At 59.3% G+C, this 16,040-nt stretch carries 11 protein-coding genes and 1 pseudogene; 10 read left to right on the top strand and 2 right to left on the bottom strand.

All coding sequences use genetic code 11. The annotated features are described in order from the left end of the window. Positions 1-38: 38 nt before the first annotated feature. A complete protein-coding gene (gene smc / locus SMC7_RS00290; protein WP_119088390.1) occupies positions 39-3,491 on the bottom strand; it encodes a chromosome segregation protein SMC in 3,453 nt (1,150 codons plus the stop codon). 152 nt (positions 3,492-3,643) lie between these two features. Between smc and SMC7_RS00285 the strand changes: the two genes are divergently transcribed. The 9 genes from SMC7_RS00285 to SMC7_RS00240 all read left to right on the top strand — a co-directional run bounded on the left by SMC7_RS00285 (position 3,644) and on the right by SMC7_RS00240 (position 13,590). Further along, positions 3,644-6,280: a valine--tRNA ligase gene (locus SMC7_RS00285; protein ID WP_119088389.1), complete on the top strand. Its 2,637-nt coding sequence runs from the start codon at positions 3,644-3,646 to the stop codon at positions 6,278-6,280. 12 nt (positions 6,281-6,292) lie between these two features. Continuing rightward, entirely contained in the window at positions 6,293-7,645 is a 1,353-nt protein-coding gene (locus SMC7_RS00280) for a bifunctional folylpolyglutamate synthase/dihydrofolate synthase (RefSeq protein WP_119088388.1), read from the top strand. Between the two features lie 258 nt (positions 7,646-7,903). Beyond that, a complete protein-coding gene (locus tag SMC7_RS07575; protein WP_126850677.1) occupies positions 7,904-8,158 on the top strand; it encodes a zinc ribbon domain-containing protein in 255 nt (84 codons plus the stop codon). After that, on the top strand, positions 8,159-9,499 hold the full coding sequence (gene rsxC, locus SMC7_RS00265; RefSeq protein ID WP_119088385.1) for an electron transport complex subunit RsxC: 1,341 nt from the start codon (positions 8,159-8,161) through the stop codon (positions 9,497-9,499). It abuts the gene before it with no gap. Continuing rightward, the gene (locus SMC7_RS00260; RefSeq protein ID WP_119088384.1) at positions 9,489-10,481 is read left to right on the top strand and encodes an RnfABCDGE type electron transport complex subunit D; all 993 of its coding nucleotides are present in this window, start codon (positions 9,489-9,491) and stop codon (positions 10,479-10,481) included. The genes rsxC and SMC7_RS00260 overlap by 11 nt, the downstream gene beginning before the upstream one ends. Further along, positions 10,478-11,515 carry an FMN-binding protein gene (locus tag SMC7_RS00255; protein WP_119088383.1) on the top strand — a complete coding sequence of 346 codons (1,038 nt, stop codon included), beginning with the start codon at positions 10,478-10,480 and terminating at the stop codon, positions 11,513-11,515. The genes SMC7_RS00260 and SMC7_RS00255 overlap by 4 nt, the downstream gene beginning before the upstream one ends. Beyond that, on the top strand, positions 11,512-12,180 hold the full coding sequence (rsxE, locus tag SMC7_RS00250; protein ID WP_119088382.1) for an electron transport complex subunit RsxE: 669 nt from the start codon (positions 11,512-11,514) through the stop codon (positions 12,178-12,180). The genes SMC7_RS00255 and rsxE overlap by 4 nt, the downstream gene beginning before the upstream one ends. Positions 12,181-12,188: 8 nt before the next feature. After that, positions 12,189-12,767: an electron transport complex protein RnfA gene (locus tag SMC7_RS00245; RefSeq protein ID WP_119088381.1), complete on the top strand. Its 579-nt coding sequence runs from the start codon at positions 12,189-12,191 to the stop codon at positions 12,765-12,767. Between the two features lie 7 nt (positions 12,768-12,774). Beyond that, on the top strand, positions 12,775-13,590 hold the full coding sequence (locus tag SMC7_RS00240; protein ID WP_119088380.1) for an RnfABCDGE type electron transport complex subunit B: 816 nt from the start codon (positions 12,775-12,777) through the stop codon (positions 13,588-13,590). A gap of 84 nt (positions 13,591-13,674) precedes the next feature. Here the strand turns inward: SMC7_RS00240 and SMC7_RS00235 are convergent, their stop codons facing one another. Further along, complete coding sequence (locus SMC7_RS00235) at positions 13,675-14,466, bottom strand: DUF4388 domain-containing protein (RefSeq protein WP_119088379.1); 792 nt, start codon at positions 14,464-14,466, stop codon at positions 13,675-13,677. A 174-nt stretch (positions 14,467-14,640) separates the two neighbouring features. Here SMC7_RS00235 and SMC7_RS00230 point away from each other — a divergent pair. Beyond that, positions 14,641-16,040 (top strand): annotated as a pseudogene (locus SMC7_RS00230) (hypothetical protein); the annotation flags it as partial.

The following is a 16,040-nucleotide window of genomic DNA, read 5'->3' as shown; positions in this document are numbered from 1 at the left end:
TCAGCACCAGCAGTCCTATGGTCAGCGAAGGTAATGTCTCAGGACTGGCGACCAAGCTCCTCGTCGCTGTCGAGCCGAAGCGACACGACCTTGGAGACACCACTCTCCTGCATCGTCACACCGTACAGGACATCCGCTGCCAGCATGGTCTCACGGTTGTGCGTCACGACCAGGAACTGTGAACCCTCCTGTTCTCGAAGCAACCGCGCAAAACGATGAACGTTGTTATCGTCTAGTGCATTGTCCACCTCGTCGAGAAGGTAGAACAGGCTGGGTCGCGCCTTGAAGAGAGCAAACTGCAGAGCCGCGGCCGTCAGGACTTTCTCGCCACCTGAGAGCAGCTCAAGAGGTTGCCGCCGCTTGCCCGGAAGCACGACGTCGATGTCGATCCCCGTGAGTTCACCGTTCTCCTGGCGCACCAGCCTTGCCTCACCACCGTCGAACATCTTGACAAAGTTCTCCTGGAATGCCTTCTCGATGACGACGAACGACTCTTCGAATAGTGTCGATGCACGTCGATCGAGGTCATCGATCAGCGCGAGCAACTTTGTTCTCGACTGGGAAAGGTCGTCATCCTGCGTTTTGAGATGCGCAACGCGTGTCGCAAGTTCTTCGCTTTCCCTGATGCTGGCCATGTTCACAGGCTCCAAGTTCGTCATGTTGCGGCGCACCTCGTCCATCTCGCTCTGCATGTGTTCGAGGCTTGCCTCTGGTTCGGTTCTTCCCGTCAGCTGCGCGAAGTCATCGCGCGCCGTGAATTGCTCCAGCTTGCCCTTCCCCTCTGCCAGCAGGACTTCCAGCTCGCGTACGCGGCCCTCGAGACGTGTACGACTCGCCTTGACCCCTTCCATCTCCGCCGCCAGGGCCGCACTCTGTTCGTCCTTGTGACGCTTGTCGAGTTCCAGCTGGTCGATGCCGGCCTGGAACGCTGCCAGTCCGTTCGACTTCTCCCTGAACTGGGCGTCCAGCGACCCGATACGCTGCTCTAGCGCCACGCGTTCGGCACGCACCCGCACCAATCCGTCCTGCGACGCCTTGATCTCCGTGGCAAGGCTCGAGAGCTGGTCCTCATATGCCAATTTCTTCTCCAGCAATGCCTGGATGCGTCCCGACACGGAGTTGCGCCGGATCTGCAGCGCCTGGACTCTGTCCTTCCCTGCGAGCAGGTCCGCCTCGGCTTTCTGGCGAGCTTTGTCCGCGCCGTCCTGGGCGTCACGCGCCTTAGCCAGCGTGCTTCTGCGTTCCGCAAGAGTCTCGCGGAGGGGCGCCAGCTCCTTCTCGAGTTCCACGATACGGCTCCGTGCCGCGTCCAGGCGGCTCGCACGCTCATGTTCGACCGCGAGGCGGCGTTCCTCCTCCACGACCATCGCCTGTAACCGCGCCTGAGCCTGTTTCAGATCGCGCTCAGTCTGCTGGATGCCACTCAGGAGCTCACTTCGCTTGCCGCGTGCGAGCGTCACCGTCTGTGTCTGGTCAGTAGCCAGCCGCAAGGCTTCGGTGACCTCTGCCTCGAGCCGGGCAAGCTCGGCAGAGCCCTTGCCCGCAAACGAGTGTTCGATCGACCCGCGCAGCGCCCGCACCGCAAACGCGCTGTCGATGACAAATCCATCTTCGCAGTACACCTTGTAGAAGTCGTAGCGATGCTCGCGCGCGAACACCAGTCCCTGCTCGAGAGACGAAGCGACGAAGAGCCGGCGCAGCAATTCATCGATGAGAGGTGGCGCGCCCGCCACACTGCTAGCCATCGCCGCCACGGAAGAGGCAGCGACGTCCTTCTGGTCCGCTGTATCGTCCCCTGGTGCGTACCGGACCCCCATGGTCGCCTGTCCAGAACGGCGGACGGCTAGCGCCAGGGCATCGCACCGATCATCGCTCAGCAGGGTGGCCAGCTCCTCCCGCAGCAACTGCAAGAGCAGAGGCCCATGTTCACCCAGGTCGACCACGTCGAGGACACGGCGTGCCGTGGACCCGTTCCGTATCTGCCGCTCGAGGCTAGCAACGAACGCGGCGGCATTCTGGAGCGACTTCCGATAAGATTCTGCAGCCATTGCCCTGTCCCTGCTGTCAGCTGCACGTGCGGCCTGCTCCTGTTCGAGCATGGTCAACTCCCGGGAAGCGCTCTCAGATTGCCCTCGCCGCTCCTCAAGCGTTTCCTCGAGCGCATCTGCCTGCTCACGTACCAGGTTCACCTGTTCCGCGGTCGTTTCGGGTTCGGGGACGCCAGTGGCCTGTCCAGAAATATCGACCGTCTTGCGCTTCTCGTCCAGCTCGAACTGCAATGGGTTGAACCGGCTGAACAACTGACGGACCTCGGTCTCGAGCTGCAGGACTTGGGCCTGTGCCTGGGCCAGGCTCTTGCGCCTCTGTTCGACGCCCTGGATCACTTCGTCGTAGGTGCGCTGCTCTGCGGCCAGCTCCGCGCCCGCCTGCGATTCCTCGCCCCTCAGCTGGTCGATGGACGATCCTGTCTCGCCGGCCAGTCGGGTCGTCTGGAGCCTGCTGGCATCCCAATCCTGCTCCTGGCGCACAAGCCTCGACTCCTCTGCTGAAAGGTACTTGGCCTTCTCGCGGACGGAGACCAGTTCCTTCTCGAGCCGGTACGCATCCTCCCGCGCCTCGCTGAGAGCCGATGCCTTCTCGCGGAGTGATGCACTGAGCTTGTGCTGTGCGGTCTGAAGGTCGTCATACGCTGCCTGACGGCCGTTCAGGTTGGTGATGACCTCCGCCATCTTCTCCTGTGCCTCGGCAAGTCGCGCCGTGGTACGTTCCTGCTCCCGCACCACCGACAGATACCGCGCATGTGCAATGTCCATCTCCAGATCGCGCAAGCGTGACTGATAGCCGACATACTCGCGTGCCGCCGTCGCCTGGAGGCCAAGATGCGCATAGTTGCCGTTCAGCTCGGCCAGCAGGTCCTCGACACGTGCAATGTTCACCCTCGTCTCTTCCAGCTTGATCAGCGTGTCCCTCTTGCGCTGTTTGTACTCGGCAATGCCGGCGACCTCTTCGAAGAGAGTCTTGCGTTCCTCGGGCTTCATCGTGAAGATGCGGCTCATCTCGCCCTGCCCGATGAACGGGTAGTGGCGGAACCCGAGCCCCGTCGATGTCAACAGTTCTTCGACATCCCGAAGCTGAACATCGTTGCCGTCGATGAGGAAGTCCGATTCTTTGGAACGGAAGATACGCCGGGCTACTGTGACCTTGTCCGTGCCGGTGCCGAACACGTCGCCCTCGTTGTTGAACACGACCTCGGCTTCGGCGTAGTTGACGGGATGGCGTGTCGCGCTGCCGGCGAAGATAAGATCCAGCATCGAACGGGCACGAAGTGTCCTCAGGTTTTGCTCACACAATGTCCAGCGCAACGCATCGACCAGATTGCTCTTGCCCGAACCATTGGGCCCGACGATAGCGATGACCGGATAGGAAAGCTCCAGTGTCGTGCTCTGCTCAAAGGTTTTGAACCCCTGGATATGAAGGGATTTCAAATACATATCGCGCGCGTCCTCCTACTCAAAAGGGTCCGGTCCAGCGAAAGTATAGCCGCGTTCCTGGCCGTGGCAATCAGGGGCGAAGAGCCTCAGTTCAATTGACAAACAGCGGCCGCAGCTTATACTTGCGAGATACTGTCGTGGAGGTTTGAGCGATGACTCCAATCGAACTGGATCCGCTATACGAAGCAAAAAAGTACGAGGAACAGATCTACAGTCTATGGCTCAGCCAGGCGGCTTTTCATTCGGAGCCCAACCCCGACAGAACACCATTCGTCGTCATGATGCCGCCACCCAATATCACTGGGTACCTGCACATCGGACACGCTCTCCAATATACACTCCAGGACATCGCAATACGATACAAGCGCATGAAGGGATTCGAGACGCTGTGGCTGCCGGGCATGGATCACGCCGGCATCGCCACACAGGCAGTCGTCGAGCGCCAGATCAAGGAACAGGGGCTGACAAAGGAAGGACTTGGGCGCGACGAATTCGTGCGTCGCATCTGGGAGTGGAAAGAGAAATACGGAGGCATCATCCTGTCCCAGCTCAAGAAGCTCGGCGTCTCTGCCGACTGGGACCGTCTGCGCTTTACACTTGACGAACCGTATGAGCGTGCTGTCAAGACTGCTTTCGTCCATTACTATGAAAAAGGCCTTCTCTACAAGGGTCAGCGCATCACCAACTGGTGCCCCCATTGCCACACGGCCATCTCCGACATTGAGGTCATGTACGCAAACGAGAAGGGTCATCTCTGGTACATCCGATACCCGTTCGCCGATGGCTCGGGGTCCGTCACGATCGCCACCACGCGCCCGGAGACCATCCTCGGGGATGCAGCCGTCGCTGTCAACCCGGCTGACCCACGCTACACGGATATCGTCGGCAAAGAGGTCATCGTCCCCGTCGCGAACCGGGTGGTCCCGGTGATCGCGGACGAAGCCGTCCTGCTGGACTTCGGCACGGGCGCCCTCAAGATCACTCCCGGTCATGACCCCACAGACTTCGAGGTCGGTAAGCGGCACGACCTTCCGAGCATGGCAGTCATTGGTCTCGACAGCCTCATGAACGAGAATGCCTTGCACTACAGTGGCATGTCTGTGGCTGAAGCCCGTGAGAAGATCGTGGCCGAGATCGACGCCCTGGGGCTGCTGGAAAAGGTGGACGACTACGAACACAGCGTTGGGCACTGCTCTCGCTGCGCCTCGACAATTGAGCCCATTGTCACGGACCAGTGGTACCTGCGCATGAAGGAACTGGCCACCAGGGCACTCGAGGCTGAACGTGAGGGCAAGGTCGAGGTCCTGCCGGTCAAGTGGCGGAAAGTCTATGAGGGCTGGCTGGAAAACATCAACGACTGGTGTGTTTCCCGTCAGCTGTGGTGGGGCCACCGCATCCCAGTCTACCATTGTGAAGACTGCGGAGAGGTCATCGTTTCTGTCGACGCCCCACACGTCTGCCCGAAATGCGGCAGTAGTCATATCACCCAGGAAAGCGACGTCCTGGATACATGGTTCAGCTCGGCCCTGTGGCCGTTCGCTACGCTGGGATGGCCTGACCAGACTGCCTCTCTCAGGTATTACTATCCGACGTCTCTCCTCATCACGGGCTACGATATCATCTTTTTCTGGGTCGCCCGCATGGTCATATCTGGTCTCGAGTTCATGGATGACGTTCCCTTCCATACGGTCTTCATCACGGGCCTTGTCCGCGACGAGCAGGGACGGAAAATGAGCAAGTCGCTCAAGAACCAGGTGGATCCACTGGACCTGATCAGTATGTATGGCACCGATGCTCTGCGATTCACGATGGCCTCCCTATCCACCTACGGAGGACAGGATATCCTGCTCTCCGACCAGAAGCTGCTGTCGTCGCGGAACTTCATCAACAAACTCTGGAATGCGACGCGCTTCGTCGTTGCCAATGTGGATGTCAAGGAGACACTGGCCGGCCCCCGCCCTTCCGATGATCAGCTGGGACTGTTCGATCGATGGATTCTGGCGCGTCTGGCCGACGCAACACGTGACGTGACGGCCAAAATGGACATGTACGACTTCGGCGAGGCTTCGCATCGGCTCTACGAGTTTATCTGGGGCGACTTCTGCGATTGGTACATCGAGCTCGCGAAGATCCCTCTCCGCGACGAGGCCAGGGCACCCGCAACCCGCTGGGTATTGGCGTACGTCCTGGAAAATATGCTGCGCCTTCTCCACCCGTTTGTCCCATTTGTCACCGAGACCGTCACACAGCAGCTGTACAGCGGCGACCATCTGATGGCGACGGCGGCGTACCCCGAGGCCGATGGGATGATCACCTACGACAAGGATGCCACGCAGGCCGACTACCTCATCGGGTTCATCAAGGCAGTCAGGAACCTCAAGGCGGTCTTCCATCTGCCGCCAACCGAGAAACAGAGCGTGGTGGCGGTCGGGGCGGAAAGCGACATCGCGGCAATCATGGCAAATGCGGAGGCAGTCAAGTTCGTTGGACGGTTTGCCGACATCGGCACGGAGCTGGATTCGACCCAGCGCCACATCAAGGGTGCCTACGGGACGATGCAGGTCATGATCCTTGCGAAGTCAGACTTCGACTATGAAGGCGAGCTCAAGGTCCTCGCGGGCAAACTGGAACTCCTGCACGCAGATACCACCAAGTTCGAAGCTCGGCTGGGCAACCAGGACTTCCTTGCACGTGCGCCGGCCGAAGTCGTCGACAAGGACACACAGAAACTGGAAGACCTCAAGGCTGAGGAACAGCTCATCGCAACCTTCCTGCAGGGACAAGGGTAGACCTGGCACAGCGTGCAGAATCGCGAGCGAAGAACAACATACGCTGAAGCACTCGATTGCGTCTTCTCACTTGCCAAGTTCGGCTCGAAGCTGGGTTTGGAGAGAATTCGCCGTATCATGGCCAGTCTGGGAAACCCGGAACGGCAGCTCCGATTCGTTCACGTGGCAGGCACCAAGGGCAAAGGGTCGGTCTGTGCGTTCACGGCACGTATCCTCGAGGAAGCCGGCTACACCGTCGGCCTCTACATCAGTCCCTCGCTCGTGGATGTCGGCGAACGCATCTCGGTCAACGGAACCATGCTCTCACCGGAGGACTTTCTTGACACGTTTGGCGCTGTGTGGAGTGCGATTGGCAGCGTCTCGCAAGACGACCCTGTCACGGTCTTCGAGGTCTTCACCGCTATGGCGATCGTGCACTTCGCGCGCAAGAAGGTCGACGTGGTCGTGTGGGAGGTCGGTCTCGGAGGACTGTACGATGCTACCAACGTCATCCCTGTGCCCGAGGTTGCCGTCATCACAAATATCGGACTGGAACATACGGACCGGCTTGGCAACACCGTCGAAGAGATCGCGACCCAGAAAGCCGGCATCATCAAGCAGGGGGGTATTACGGTGCTCGGCCACCAGGACTACCCTGCCGCCCAGGCGACCCTGCTCGCCCGGGCCGAGACGATGGAAAACCAGATTGCCCTTGCTGAACGAGATTACACCTTCTCCTCGCAGCGGTTCACACCTGACTCCGTCACATTCGACTACGCCGGTGTGGTTCTCGGGCGACAGGTTTCGCTCCCTGACGTGACCCTCTCGCTGCGCGGGACTCATCAGATCCAGAACGCAGCAAGCGCCATCACGGCGGTCGTCGCTCTGGCTGTCAAGGACGGCATCGACGTCCCTGAAACTGCAATGCGACGTGCCCTGGGGCAGACGTTCTGGCCGGGGCGCATGGAGCTCGTTCCCGGTACGCCAACGGTCCTTCTCGATGGGGCACACACGCAGACGGCGGCCAAGTACCTGGTGGAATCACTACACGCCCATTTCCCCGGCCAGCGGTTCACCATGCTGTTCGGCGTGCTCATGGACAAGGACATGGACGGGATCGCCAGCATACTAGCTCCAGAGGTAGACACCATCGTCCTGACCCGCGTCCCCGACAACGGCCGGGCTGCCAGCCCCTGGGAACTAGAGGAGAAGTTCCTGCGCTACCATCCCCACGATTCCATCGTCGTAGAAGACGACACAGAGCGGGCATACGAGAAAGCCCGAAGCCTGACGCCGGATGGCTCGTGGCTGCTCGTGACAGGCTCCCTGTACCTTGTGGGGGCAGTCCGCAAGCTCATGGGTCTCTACACATTCGTGCGTCCATGATACTCTTTCGCACCGGGAGGTGACACTATCGGCACTTCACTTTTAGAATTCTGGCAGAACACCGTCATCCCGAACCTCAGTTCCATCCTGCTGGGTGCGGCTGTCCTTGTCGCCGTCATCCTCATCTGGATCATCAAGGACACGTCGAGGAGAGGCGCCAACACCCTCGTCTGGTCGGTCTTCACCGTGGTCGGCCTCGGGTTGCTGCCACTAATCGTATACTTTCTGGTCCGCGAGCCCCTGACTCTGGACAACCACATGGCGGACAAGTTGAACAATGACGTTCTCAAGCTCGAGAGAACCTACTATGCATTCCTCATGGACGAGCAGGACAGAAAATGCCCGGTCTGCGGACACGAAGTGAAGTCAAGGTACCGGTTCTGTCCCGCATGTGGCAATGAACTCCGCACGGTATGTCCGGCATGCGGCGAACTCATGGAAACAAACTGGAAATCGTGCCCACACTGCGGGCACAAGATCGAACAGCCTGAAGCGAAAGGAGAGTTGGTCTAGATGAGTCTGAAGACATTCAGGGGTGGCATTCACCCCCCTGAGCACAAGGAACCAACCAGAGACGTGCCCATCGAACGCGTGCCGACGCCAACGTCTGTCGTCATTCACCTGACACAGGCCATCGGAGCCCAGAACCAACCGCTCATAAAGGTCGGAGACCGCGTTCTGAAAGGCCAGAAGATCGGCGATGTTCAGGCCTGTCCTGCGGCGGCAGTTCACGCGTCCATCACCGGCATCGTCAAGAAGATCGAGCCTGCCCCCCAGAGCAATCTGAAGGATGGTATGGCCGTGTTCATCGAAGCTGACGGCACCGATGAGACAGCATACATGTCGCCACTCGACGCTTTTGCCTGCTCACGTGAAGAAGCGGTCAAACGCTTGCGCGATGCCGGTATCGTCGGCATGGGTGGGGCGTCCTTTCCCACGGACGTCAAGCTCGCTCCCCCTGCAGACAAACCTGTGGACACGATTATTGCCAACGGGGCAGAATGCGAGCCCTACCTGACGATCGACTACCGGACGATGATCGAATCGCCTGCGGACGTCGTCGAGGGACTGGCCATTGCGGCGCACATTGTGGGCGCCAAGAAGGCATATATCGCGATCGAATCCAACAAAGCGGATGCTCTACCTGTCATCGAACGGCAGTTTGCCGGACATAGTCACGGCATCCTCATGGGGACTATCATCGCTGCAACAAAGTACCCAGAAGGCGGCGAGAAGATGCTCATCAAGGCGGTTACCGGTCGTGAAGTCCCTTCACACGGACTGCCGGCCGACATCGGCGTCATCGTCCAGAATGTTGGGACGCTCAAGGCTATCAAAGAAGCGTTCATCGACGGAAAACCCCTCATCGAACGTGGGTTCACTGTCTCAGGCGGAGCCTGCAAGACGCCAAAGAACCTGTACGCTCCCATCGGGACAGTGGTCGCTGATCTTATTCCAGGCGTGATTCAACTCAGCGACGACGTCCGCAAAGTCATTTTCGGCGGCCCCATGATGGGTGTCGCCGTAGCATCGCTGCAGACCCCTGTCGCCAAGGGCACCAGCGGTATCCTGTTCTTTACCGCCGCAGAATCGAAGCAGTACGAGGAGCGTCAGTGCATCCGCTGCGGCCGTTGCGCAGACGCCTGTGCCGCATGGCTAATGCCTATGCTGCTGAATGCCGCGCTTTTGTCCGATGATCTCAACCGTGCCGACGCCATCGGCCTTGTTGACTGCTTCGAATGCGGTGCCTGCAGCTATGTCTGCCCAGCACGCATCCCTCTGGCCCAGCGGTTCAAGCTCGGCAAGGATCTTCTCCGCAACCAGCGTGCCAAGGAGGCCCGCCATGGAAAATAAGGCGATGAAGCTTGTGTTGTCCGGTGCACCACACTTCGTGACCGGCTACGATATCCAGAAAACGATGGGCATGGTCATCATCGCTTTGCTCCCCGCCTTGGCGGGCGGCGTCTACTTCTTTGGACCCCGGGCGCTGCTGGTCACAGCGGTATCCGTCGTCAGTGCGGTTGCAGCCGAGTTCCTGTTCCGCAAAGCGCTTCGCCGCGAAACACACATCACCGACCTGTCCGCGGTCGTCACAGGGATGCTGCTCGCGCTCATCCTGCCGGTGTCCTCACCGTTGTGGATGGCTGCGGTCGGCTCCGCGTTCGCCATCGTCGTGGCCAAGGAGTTATTCGGCGGCCTCGGCGGCAACTTCGCGAATCCTGCTCTCGTGGGGCGTGCTGTTCTGCTGATGAGCTGGCCGGCGTTCATGACGCGCTGGTCTCCCTCTCTGCACGCGGCTGCCGTCGATGCGACAACAACTGCGACGCCTCTGGGTATCCTGAAGCTGGGCGGAACCATCACCGACGTCATAAAGAGTGTCGGAGCCAGTGGAAAGCCGGCTCTGTACCTTCAGATGTTCCTTGGCAACCACGCAGGCTGCATCGGTGAGACGTCTGGGTTGCTGCTCCTGCTGGGAGCGGTGTTCCTGGTGGTGACACGAGTCATCGACCTGCGGACACCAGTCGCCATGATCGCCGCGGTATTCGCCGCATCCTGGTTGTTTGGACGAGACCCGGTCTTCTCGGTGCTGGCCGGCGGCATCTTGCTGGGAGCCTTTTTCATGGCCACAGACTATGTCACGACCCCTGTGACACCCATTGGCAAGTGGGCTTTCGGTATCGGTGCTGGACTCATGACGGTTCTCATCCGTCAGCTCGGCAACTTCCCTGAGGGTGTCACCTACGGTATCCTGCTCATGAACGTCGTCGTTCCCTATCTGGACAAAATCATCCCCCGTAAATTCGGATTCGTGAAGCCCAGGAAGGTGAACGCATGAAACGCTGGCAGATGATCAAACTGGGACTCATCCTAGCAGTGTACACCATCGTCGGCTGTGTCGGGCTCGCATTCGTCTACAACAGCACGAGCAAGACCATCGCACAACGTCTGGAGGCCGACCTTCAGGCTGGTCTTCGCGAAGTGTTCCCCGAGGCCACTGGATTCACCCCAACGGACAAGGTGAAGTCCACGAACCCCAACATTGTCTTCGATGCGGCGTACACAGCAAACGGCCCTTCGGGCTCGCTCGGCATAGCCGTCAAGGTCCACGGCCCCAGCTACGGTGGCCCGACGACTCTGATCGTCGGCGTTTCGACCGATGGGACCATTACAGGCGTGAAGGTCCTCGAGAACAAGGACACTCCCGGTCTCGGCGCGAATGCGGCAAGTTCGACGTACTACGTCGACAAGGCCACCAAGACGACGTTTCCGGGACAGTTCGCCGGCAAGAAACTCACCGACGCCTTCATTGTCAAGAAGGATGTGATCGCCATCACCAGCGCAACTATTACGAGCCGATCCATTACCAATCTGGTTCAGGTCGTCGGCAAGGCTGCTTCCGAAGCCCTCGGCACTGCGGGCCCCGCACCGGTCCCCTCCTCACAGAGCCCCAGCGCTGTCCTTCCGTCGGCTGACACCATCCGGTCTTCCTCCAAACCCGCGACGTCCAGCCTGCCCGGCGTCTCCATCCTGGAAACCTCGGTGGGAACAAGAACTGGAACCATCGTCGGCGCCATCGCGAAAGCCAAGGCAAAGAGTTATGACGGTGACGTCACCGTTCTTGTGGGCATTTCAACCGACGGAATCATCACTGGTGTCCAAATTTTGGAATGCACCGACAGCCAGGGCAGCCCGATTCTCGCACCAGACTTCGCCCAGCAGTTCGCCGGCAAGAAAGCAAGTGCCCCTCTCGAGGTCGGCACGAACATCGACGCAGTCTCAGGGGCTACATTCAGCAGCAGGGGGGCCACAGCGCTCGTGAAAGCGACTGCGGACGCGCTGGTCAAGGCTCTGGCAGGAGGTGGTCTATGAAACGCTTGTTCGGTGTCTTCGTCAACGGTCTCATTGTCGAGAATCCGCTATTTGTAATCATGATCGGCCTCTGCTCCTCGATGGCCGTAACGACAACGGTCGCCAACGGCATTGGCATGGGCGTCGCGCTGACGTTCGTCCTGGTCATGTCCGAGCTCATCATTTCGCTGTTCCGGAACCTGATTCCAGACAGCATCCGCATGCCCATCTTCCTTATCGTCATTGCTGCATTTACGACCATCATGGACCTCGAGATGAAGGCGTACTTTCCCGCTCTTTCCAAGTCGATGGGTGTCTTTATCCCGCTCGTCGTAGTGAACTGCATCGTCATGGGACGTGTCGAGGCATTTTCCTCCAAGCAGCCCGTAGCTGACTCCACCGTAGATGGCCTGGGCATGGGAATCGGATACACATGGGTCCTTATCGCCCTGGCGGTTGTGCGTGAGTTGCTGGGCAACGGTACCCTTCTGGGACGCCAGATCATGCCGTCATCCTTCTCACCCATGATCTTCTTCGTCCTGCCACCTGGTGGCTTCCTCGTCTTCTCCCTCTGGATGGCTGCAAGCAATAACCTGCGCCGAAAACTACTGGCAGGAAAAAAGCCGGAACCGACCCAGGATAGCTGCTGTACGCTGCCCGAAAACGGTTCGGCCGAAAAGGCATAGGAGGAAAGATGACTGACCTGATCAAGATCTTCGTCGCAGCGTTCCTCATCAACAACATCATCCTCATGCGCTTCATCGCGCTCTGCTCCTATATCGGCATGACATCCGACGTGGGGCAGTCCGTAGGCATGGGACTGGCCGTAACCTTCGTCACCGTGCTGGCTTCAGCCGTCACGTGGCCCATCTATTACTGGATTCTCAAGCCGAATGGCCTGGAATTCCTTGAGATTCTGGTCTTCATCGTGGTCATCGCCGCGCTGGTCCAGCTGGTAGAGTTCTATCTCAAGAAGAGCGTACCCTCGCTCTACCACGCCATGGGCATCTATCTGCCTCTGATCACGACCAACTGCGCCATCCTAGCTGTCACGTTCGACCAAATCACATATAACTACAACTTTGTACAGTCCATTGTTTTTTCGGTCGCCGTTTCGCTGGGGTATCTGCTTGCGATGCTCCTCCTGGCGGGTGTGCGTCAGCGTCTCAAGAACTCCCCGATTCCCTCCTTCATGATGGACACGCCTATCCTGTTCCTCACGACAAGCATCATCGCAGTCGCGTTCATGGGTTTTGCTGGGCTCATCAAGTAAGGTCGCGATGAAAATCATCCTCGAAACGACAATCATCGCTGCAGTCCTCGGTTTGCTTATCGGCGTTGCCCTGGGCTTCTTCCGCGAAAAGTTTGCGGTCCCCAGTGACCCACTGGTCGACAAGGTACGTGCCATCCTCCCTGGTGCCAACTGTGGCGCCTGCGGCTTCGCGGGCTGTGACGCCTACGCGCTTGCCGTCGCCCATCAGACGGCCACTCCCGACCGCTGCACGACGGGCGGCAAGAAAAGGGCTGACCAGATCGCCGCACTGCTTGGCCTCACGTCCAGCGCAGTCGACCAGATCGCCGTTCTCGTGTGCCAGGGATCGAAAGACAAGGCCCCTCTCAAGGCCGACTACGCGGGCATCCAGTCCTGCCGTGCCGCCAAAATAACGACGGGAGGCACGAAGCTGTGTCAGTGGTCCTGCATCGGCCTGGGCGACTGCACCAGAGTCTGTCCGTTCGACGCGCTCCATATAGCAGACGACGGCCTTCCTCATGTGGACACGGTCAAGTGTACCGGGTGCGGAAAGTGCGTCGACGCCTGTCCTCAGAACGTTCTCACCAGGATCTCACGCGCCAAGAAGGGTGCAATGCCGCTGTGTTCCAATAGGAACCCCGTGAAATCAAAGGTCATCGCGACATGCAAGACCGGCTGCATCAAGTGCGAGATATGTGTCAAGTCCTGCCCCGAAGGAGCCATCCACATGGAACGCGGACTCTCTGTGGTGGATGAGCACCTGTGCACCTCCTGCGGCATCTGCATCGCCAAGTGTCCCACAAAGGTCTTCAAGCTCATCGAGAAGGACATCGTCCGATCCTGATTGTCTGCCCTGGCCCAGTCCTCATGCAGCAAACCCCCGGCCAAGAAGCCGGGGGTTTAGTCTTCTGTGCCCTGACATAGCGTCTCAAGACGCAGGGGTAACGTCAACCTCCTGCGCGTCCCGCACGCCGCACAGCCGGCAGGCAGGTGCAGACATGACGATGCTCTTGCCCAATCCCTGTTTCGCCAATGCGGCGAAGACATGCCCTCCGATAAGCACCCGCCCCGCGAAGACACCAGCCTCACGCCATCCCGCAACGATCCCCTGGTCGAGTTCGACGGCTTCCTCCTCCCGGGTGTACCCCTTGACCACGGTCAGACGGACTCCGGCGATACCGGCAGACATGATCTGCCCAGTCCGTTGCACGAGTCCGCTGAGGAGCAGGGAGGACAGAGCCTTCTTGACCGCGAACGGGTCTCGTCCCTCGCTCAGGTGCCGCAACGTGCAACGCTGGGGGATCTGAGCCAGGAGCAGCCACTGCAATGGCGTCAGTGAAAGCGGGTCTGCGAATGACAGCATCAGCGTCAATTTCTCGTCGACGTCAGGAAGCACAGGTGCCATCGTGTCCGTCTCGATGTGCGTCTGCTGCGAGAGACTCGACAATTGGGACTCGTCCACGTGCATCGAGGGCGTCGGTATCTGTTCATCCTCGTAGAACATGAACTGTCCAGCAGAGAATGCGACCAGCGCACTGACCAGGGCTTCCGGGCCATGAACACGACCGTGGATCGCCTCGACAATAGCCCCTGCGTCAAAGTACAGCGAGCTCTCGGCAGCGTTGTCTTTCAGAACGAGGCGTCCCGATTTGCCGTCCCTCATGATGAACAAGACGACCTCATCGACGCTGAATCCCGATAGATCACCAGCCAACGGCATGCGCACCTCCGCATTGACGCCCGAATGTGCATCACTCTTTTCAATATTGGCATTATACTTGCTGTATCAATCCGCACAAGCTGACCGGGCGAGACAGCACACTGGCAGGCCCTGCATTATTGCAAAACGGTGAATGGCCTGTAACATTCTTGCTACAAGGATGGTGCGCATAGTATGAGAAAACGAGCGAGAAGCGTTCTGACAGGACTTCTGGTACTCTGCTGCGTCGTTGCGGGCTTTGTGCCCGTGGTGCATGTTCAGGCGGATTCGTCCAGCTCGGCTGGACGCAACATCGTCGTCACGAAGAATGCCGATCTCGTACGTACGGCCTATCCGCTCGCCGTCTCGGCACAGACAGCTGCTCCCGTGGAACCACCATCGTCGGGACCCTGGCAGACGGCGTGGGCTTGGATCCAGAAAGCAACTCACTCGACTGGTGCATGGATTCAGAAAGCAACTCACTCGACTGGTGCGTTTATTGCTTCTCTGTCTATGAACATCCGTGATTTCTTCGTCTCGGGTCAGGCATTGAGGGTTCTCCAGACCGCGACGCAGGCGATCAATGATCTCGCCGTCCGGTTGTTTCTGCCTCTTACTGCATTGCTCGTGCCACTTCTGGGACGCATCGTTCCTGGCCTCTCGGTGACGCCCGAGCTCATGGCTGTATGGATGTTCTGGATCATTGTCGTTCTTGCCCTTATCATCCTCATCCTCGCCCTGCGTCCCCGGCACAATGTGGCCAAGCGTCTGCCCAAGGTGTCACCCAGAACAGCAGGACAAGGAGAAAACGCCATAGAGTTCGGCCCTGTGGAACAAGGACCCAAACCGTCGCCCGCGACATCACTGAATCAACTGGCACGAACCCACGAGAAGCAGGAAACACAGCCTGTGCAGGAACCGGCAGCCCGACCTGCAATCACGGACGAATCATCTCATGCCCGGCCCGAGTCACTGTCAATCCCGGAGATTTCCCTGGAGCCACTTGGCTTCTTCGCCGGCGCAGATACGGTGCCCACTACAGTGCCCGCTGTGCCTGTCGCCATGATTGCATCGGCCGAGCCGCCACTTCTGGAGTTCACCCCGCCCGAGACAGAACCATCCACGACTCAGACCGAACTGTCGGAGCCCATCACGGCTACTCCGACAGTCCTAGCCGAGGTTCCTTCGGAAGCTCTCCTCACCCCTCCACAGGAGACTTCTTCTGCCCAGGAACTGCCCCCAGAAACGCTCCCTGAACCGTTCCCTGAACCCGAACTGAGACCCATCGGGCAGGAAGCTCCGGTGGTCCAGCCCACTGAGCCGGAAAGCAACGCTGTAGAGACCGTGTTGCCTCTCGATCAGCCCTTGCCTGCCGACGAGGCTTCGATCGCTGAAGAGACCCTTCAGGCTGAAGAGACTCCCATTCCAGAGGCATCTGTTGCCCCGCAAGCTGGTTCCATCGAAGAGCCGGTTTCGACGGAGGAGATGAGTACTCCAGTCTGCGAAGAAGTTCCGTCTGCCAACGAGACAGTGCCGGCTGCGCAAGAAACGCCAGAAGTCGCAGCGACAACCGAGGTCGTCCCTGTTGAGGTCGT

It is taken from the genome of Candidatus Cryosericum terrychapinii (assembly GCF_003570925.1).
GTDB lineage: Bacteria > Caldisericota > Caldisericia > Cryosericales > Cryosericaceae > Cryosericum > Cryosericum terrychapinii.
This window is presented reverse-complemented; position numbering and strand designations above follow the sequence as displayed.

Excerpts from the sequence above, each read along its gene's own strand:
- SMC7_RS00235 (WP_119088379.1), bottom strand. The coding sequence starts at position 14,466 with ATGCCGTTGGCTGGTGATCTATCGGGATTCAGCGTCGATGAGGTCGTC.
- SMC7_RS00260 (WP_119088384.1), top strand. The coding sequence starts at position 9,489 with ATGGAAAATAAGGCGATGAAGCTTGTGTTGTCCGGTGCACCACACTTC.
- smc (WP_119088390.1), bottom strand. The coding sequence starts at position 3,491 with ATGTATTTGAAATCCCTTCATATCCAGGGGTTCAAAACCTTTGAGCAG.
- SMC7_RS00255 (WP_119088383.1), top strand. The coding sequence starts at position 10,478 with ATGAAACGCTGGCAGATGATCAAACTGGGACTCATCCTAGCAGTGTAC.
- SMC7_RS00285 (WP_119088389.1), top strand. The coding sequence starts at position 3,644 with ATGACTCCAATCGAACTGGATCCGCTATACGAAGCAAAAAAGTACGAG.
- SMC7_RS00240 (WP_119088380.1), top strand. The coding sequence starts at position 12,775 with ATGAAAATCATCCTCGAAACGACAATCATCGCTGCAGTCCTCGGTTTG.
- SMC7_RS07575 (WP_126850677.1), top strand. The coding sequence starts at position 7,904 with ATGGCGGACAAGTTGAACAATGACGTTCTCAAGCTCGAGAGAACCTAC.
- SMC7_RS00245 (WP_119088381.1), top strand. The coding sequence starts at position 12,189 with ATGACTGACCTGATCAAGATCTTCGTCGCAGCGTTCCTCATCAACAAC.
- rsxE (WP_119088382.1), top strand. The coding sequence starts at position 11,512 with ATGAAACGCTTGTTCGGTGTCTTCGTCAACGGTCTCATTGTCGAGAAT.
- rsxC (WP_119088385.1), top strand. The coding sequence starts at position 8,159 with ATGAGTCTGAAGACATTCAGGGGTGGCATTCACCCCCCTGAGCACAAG.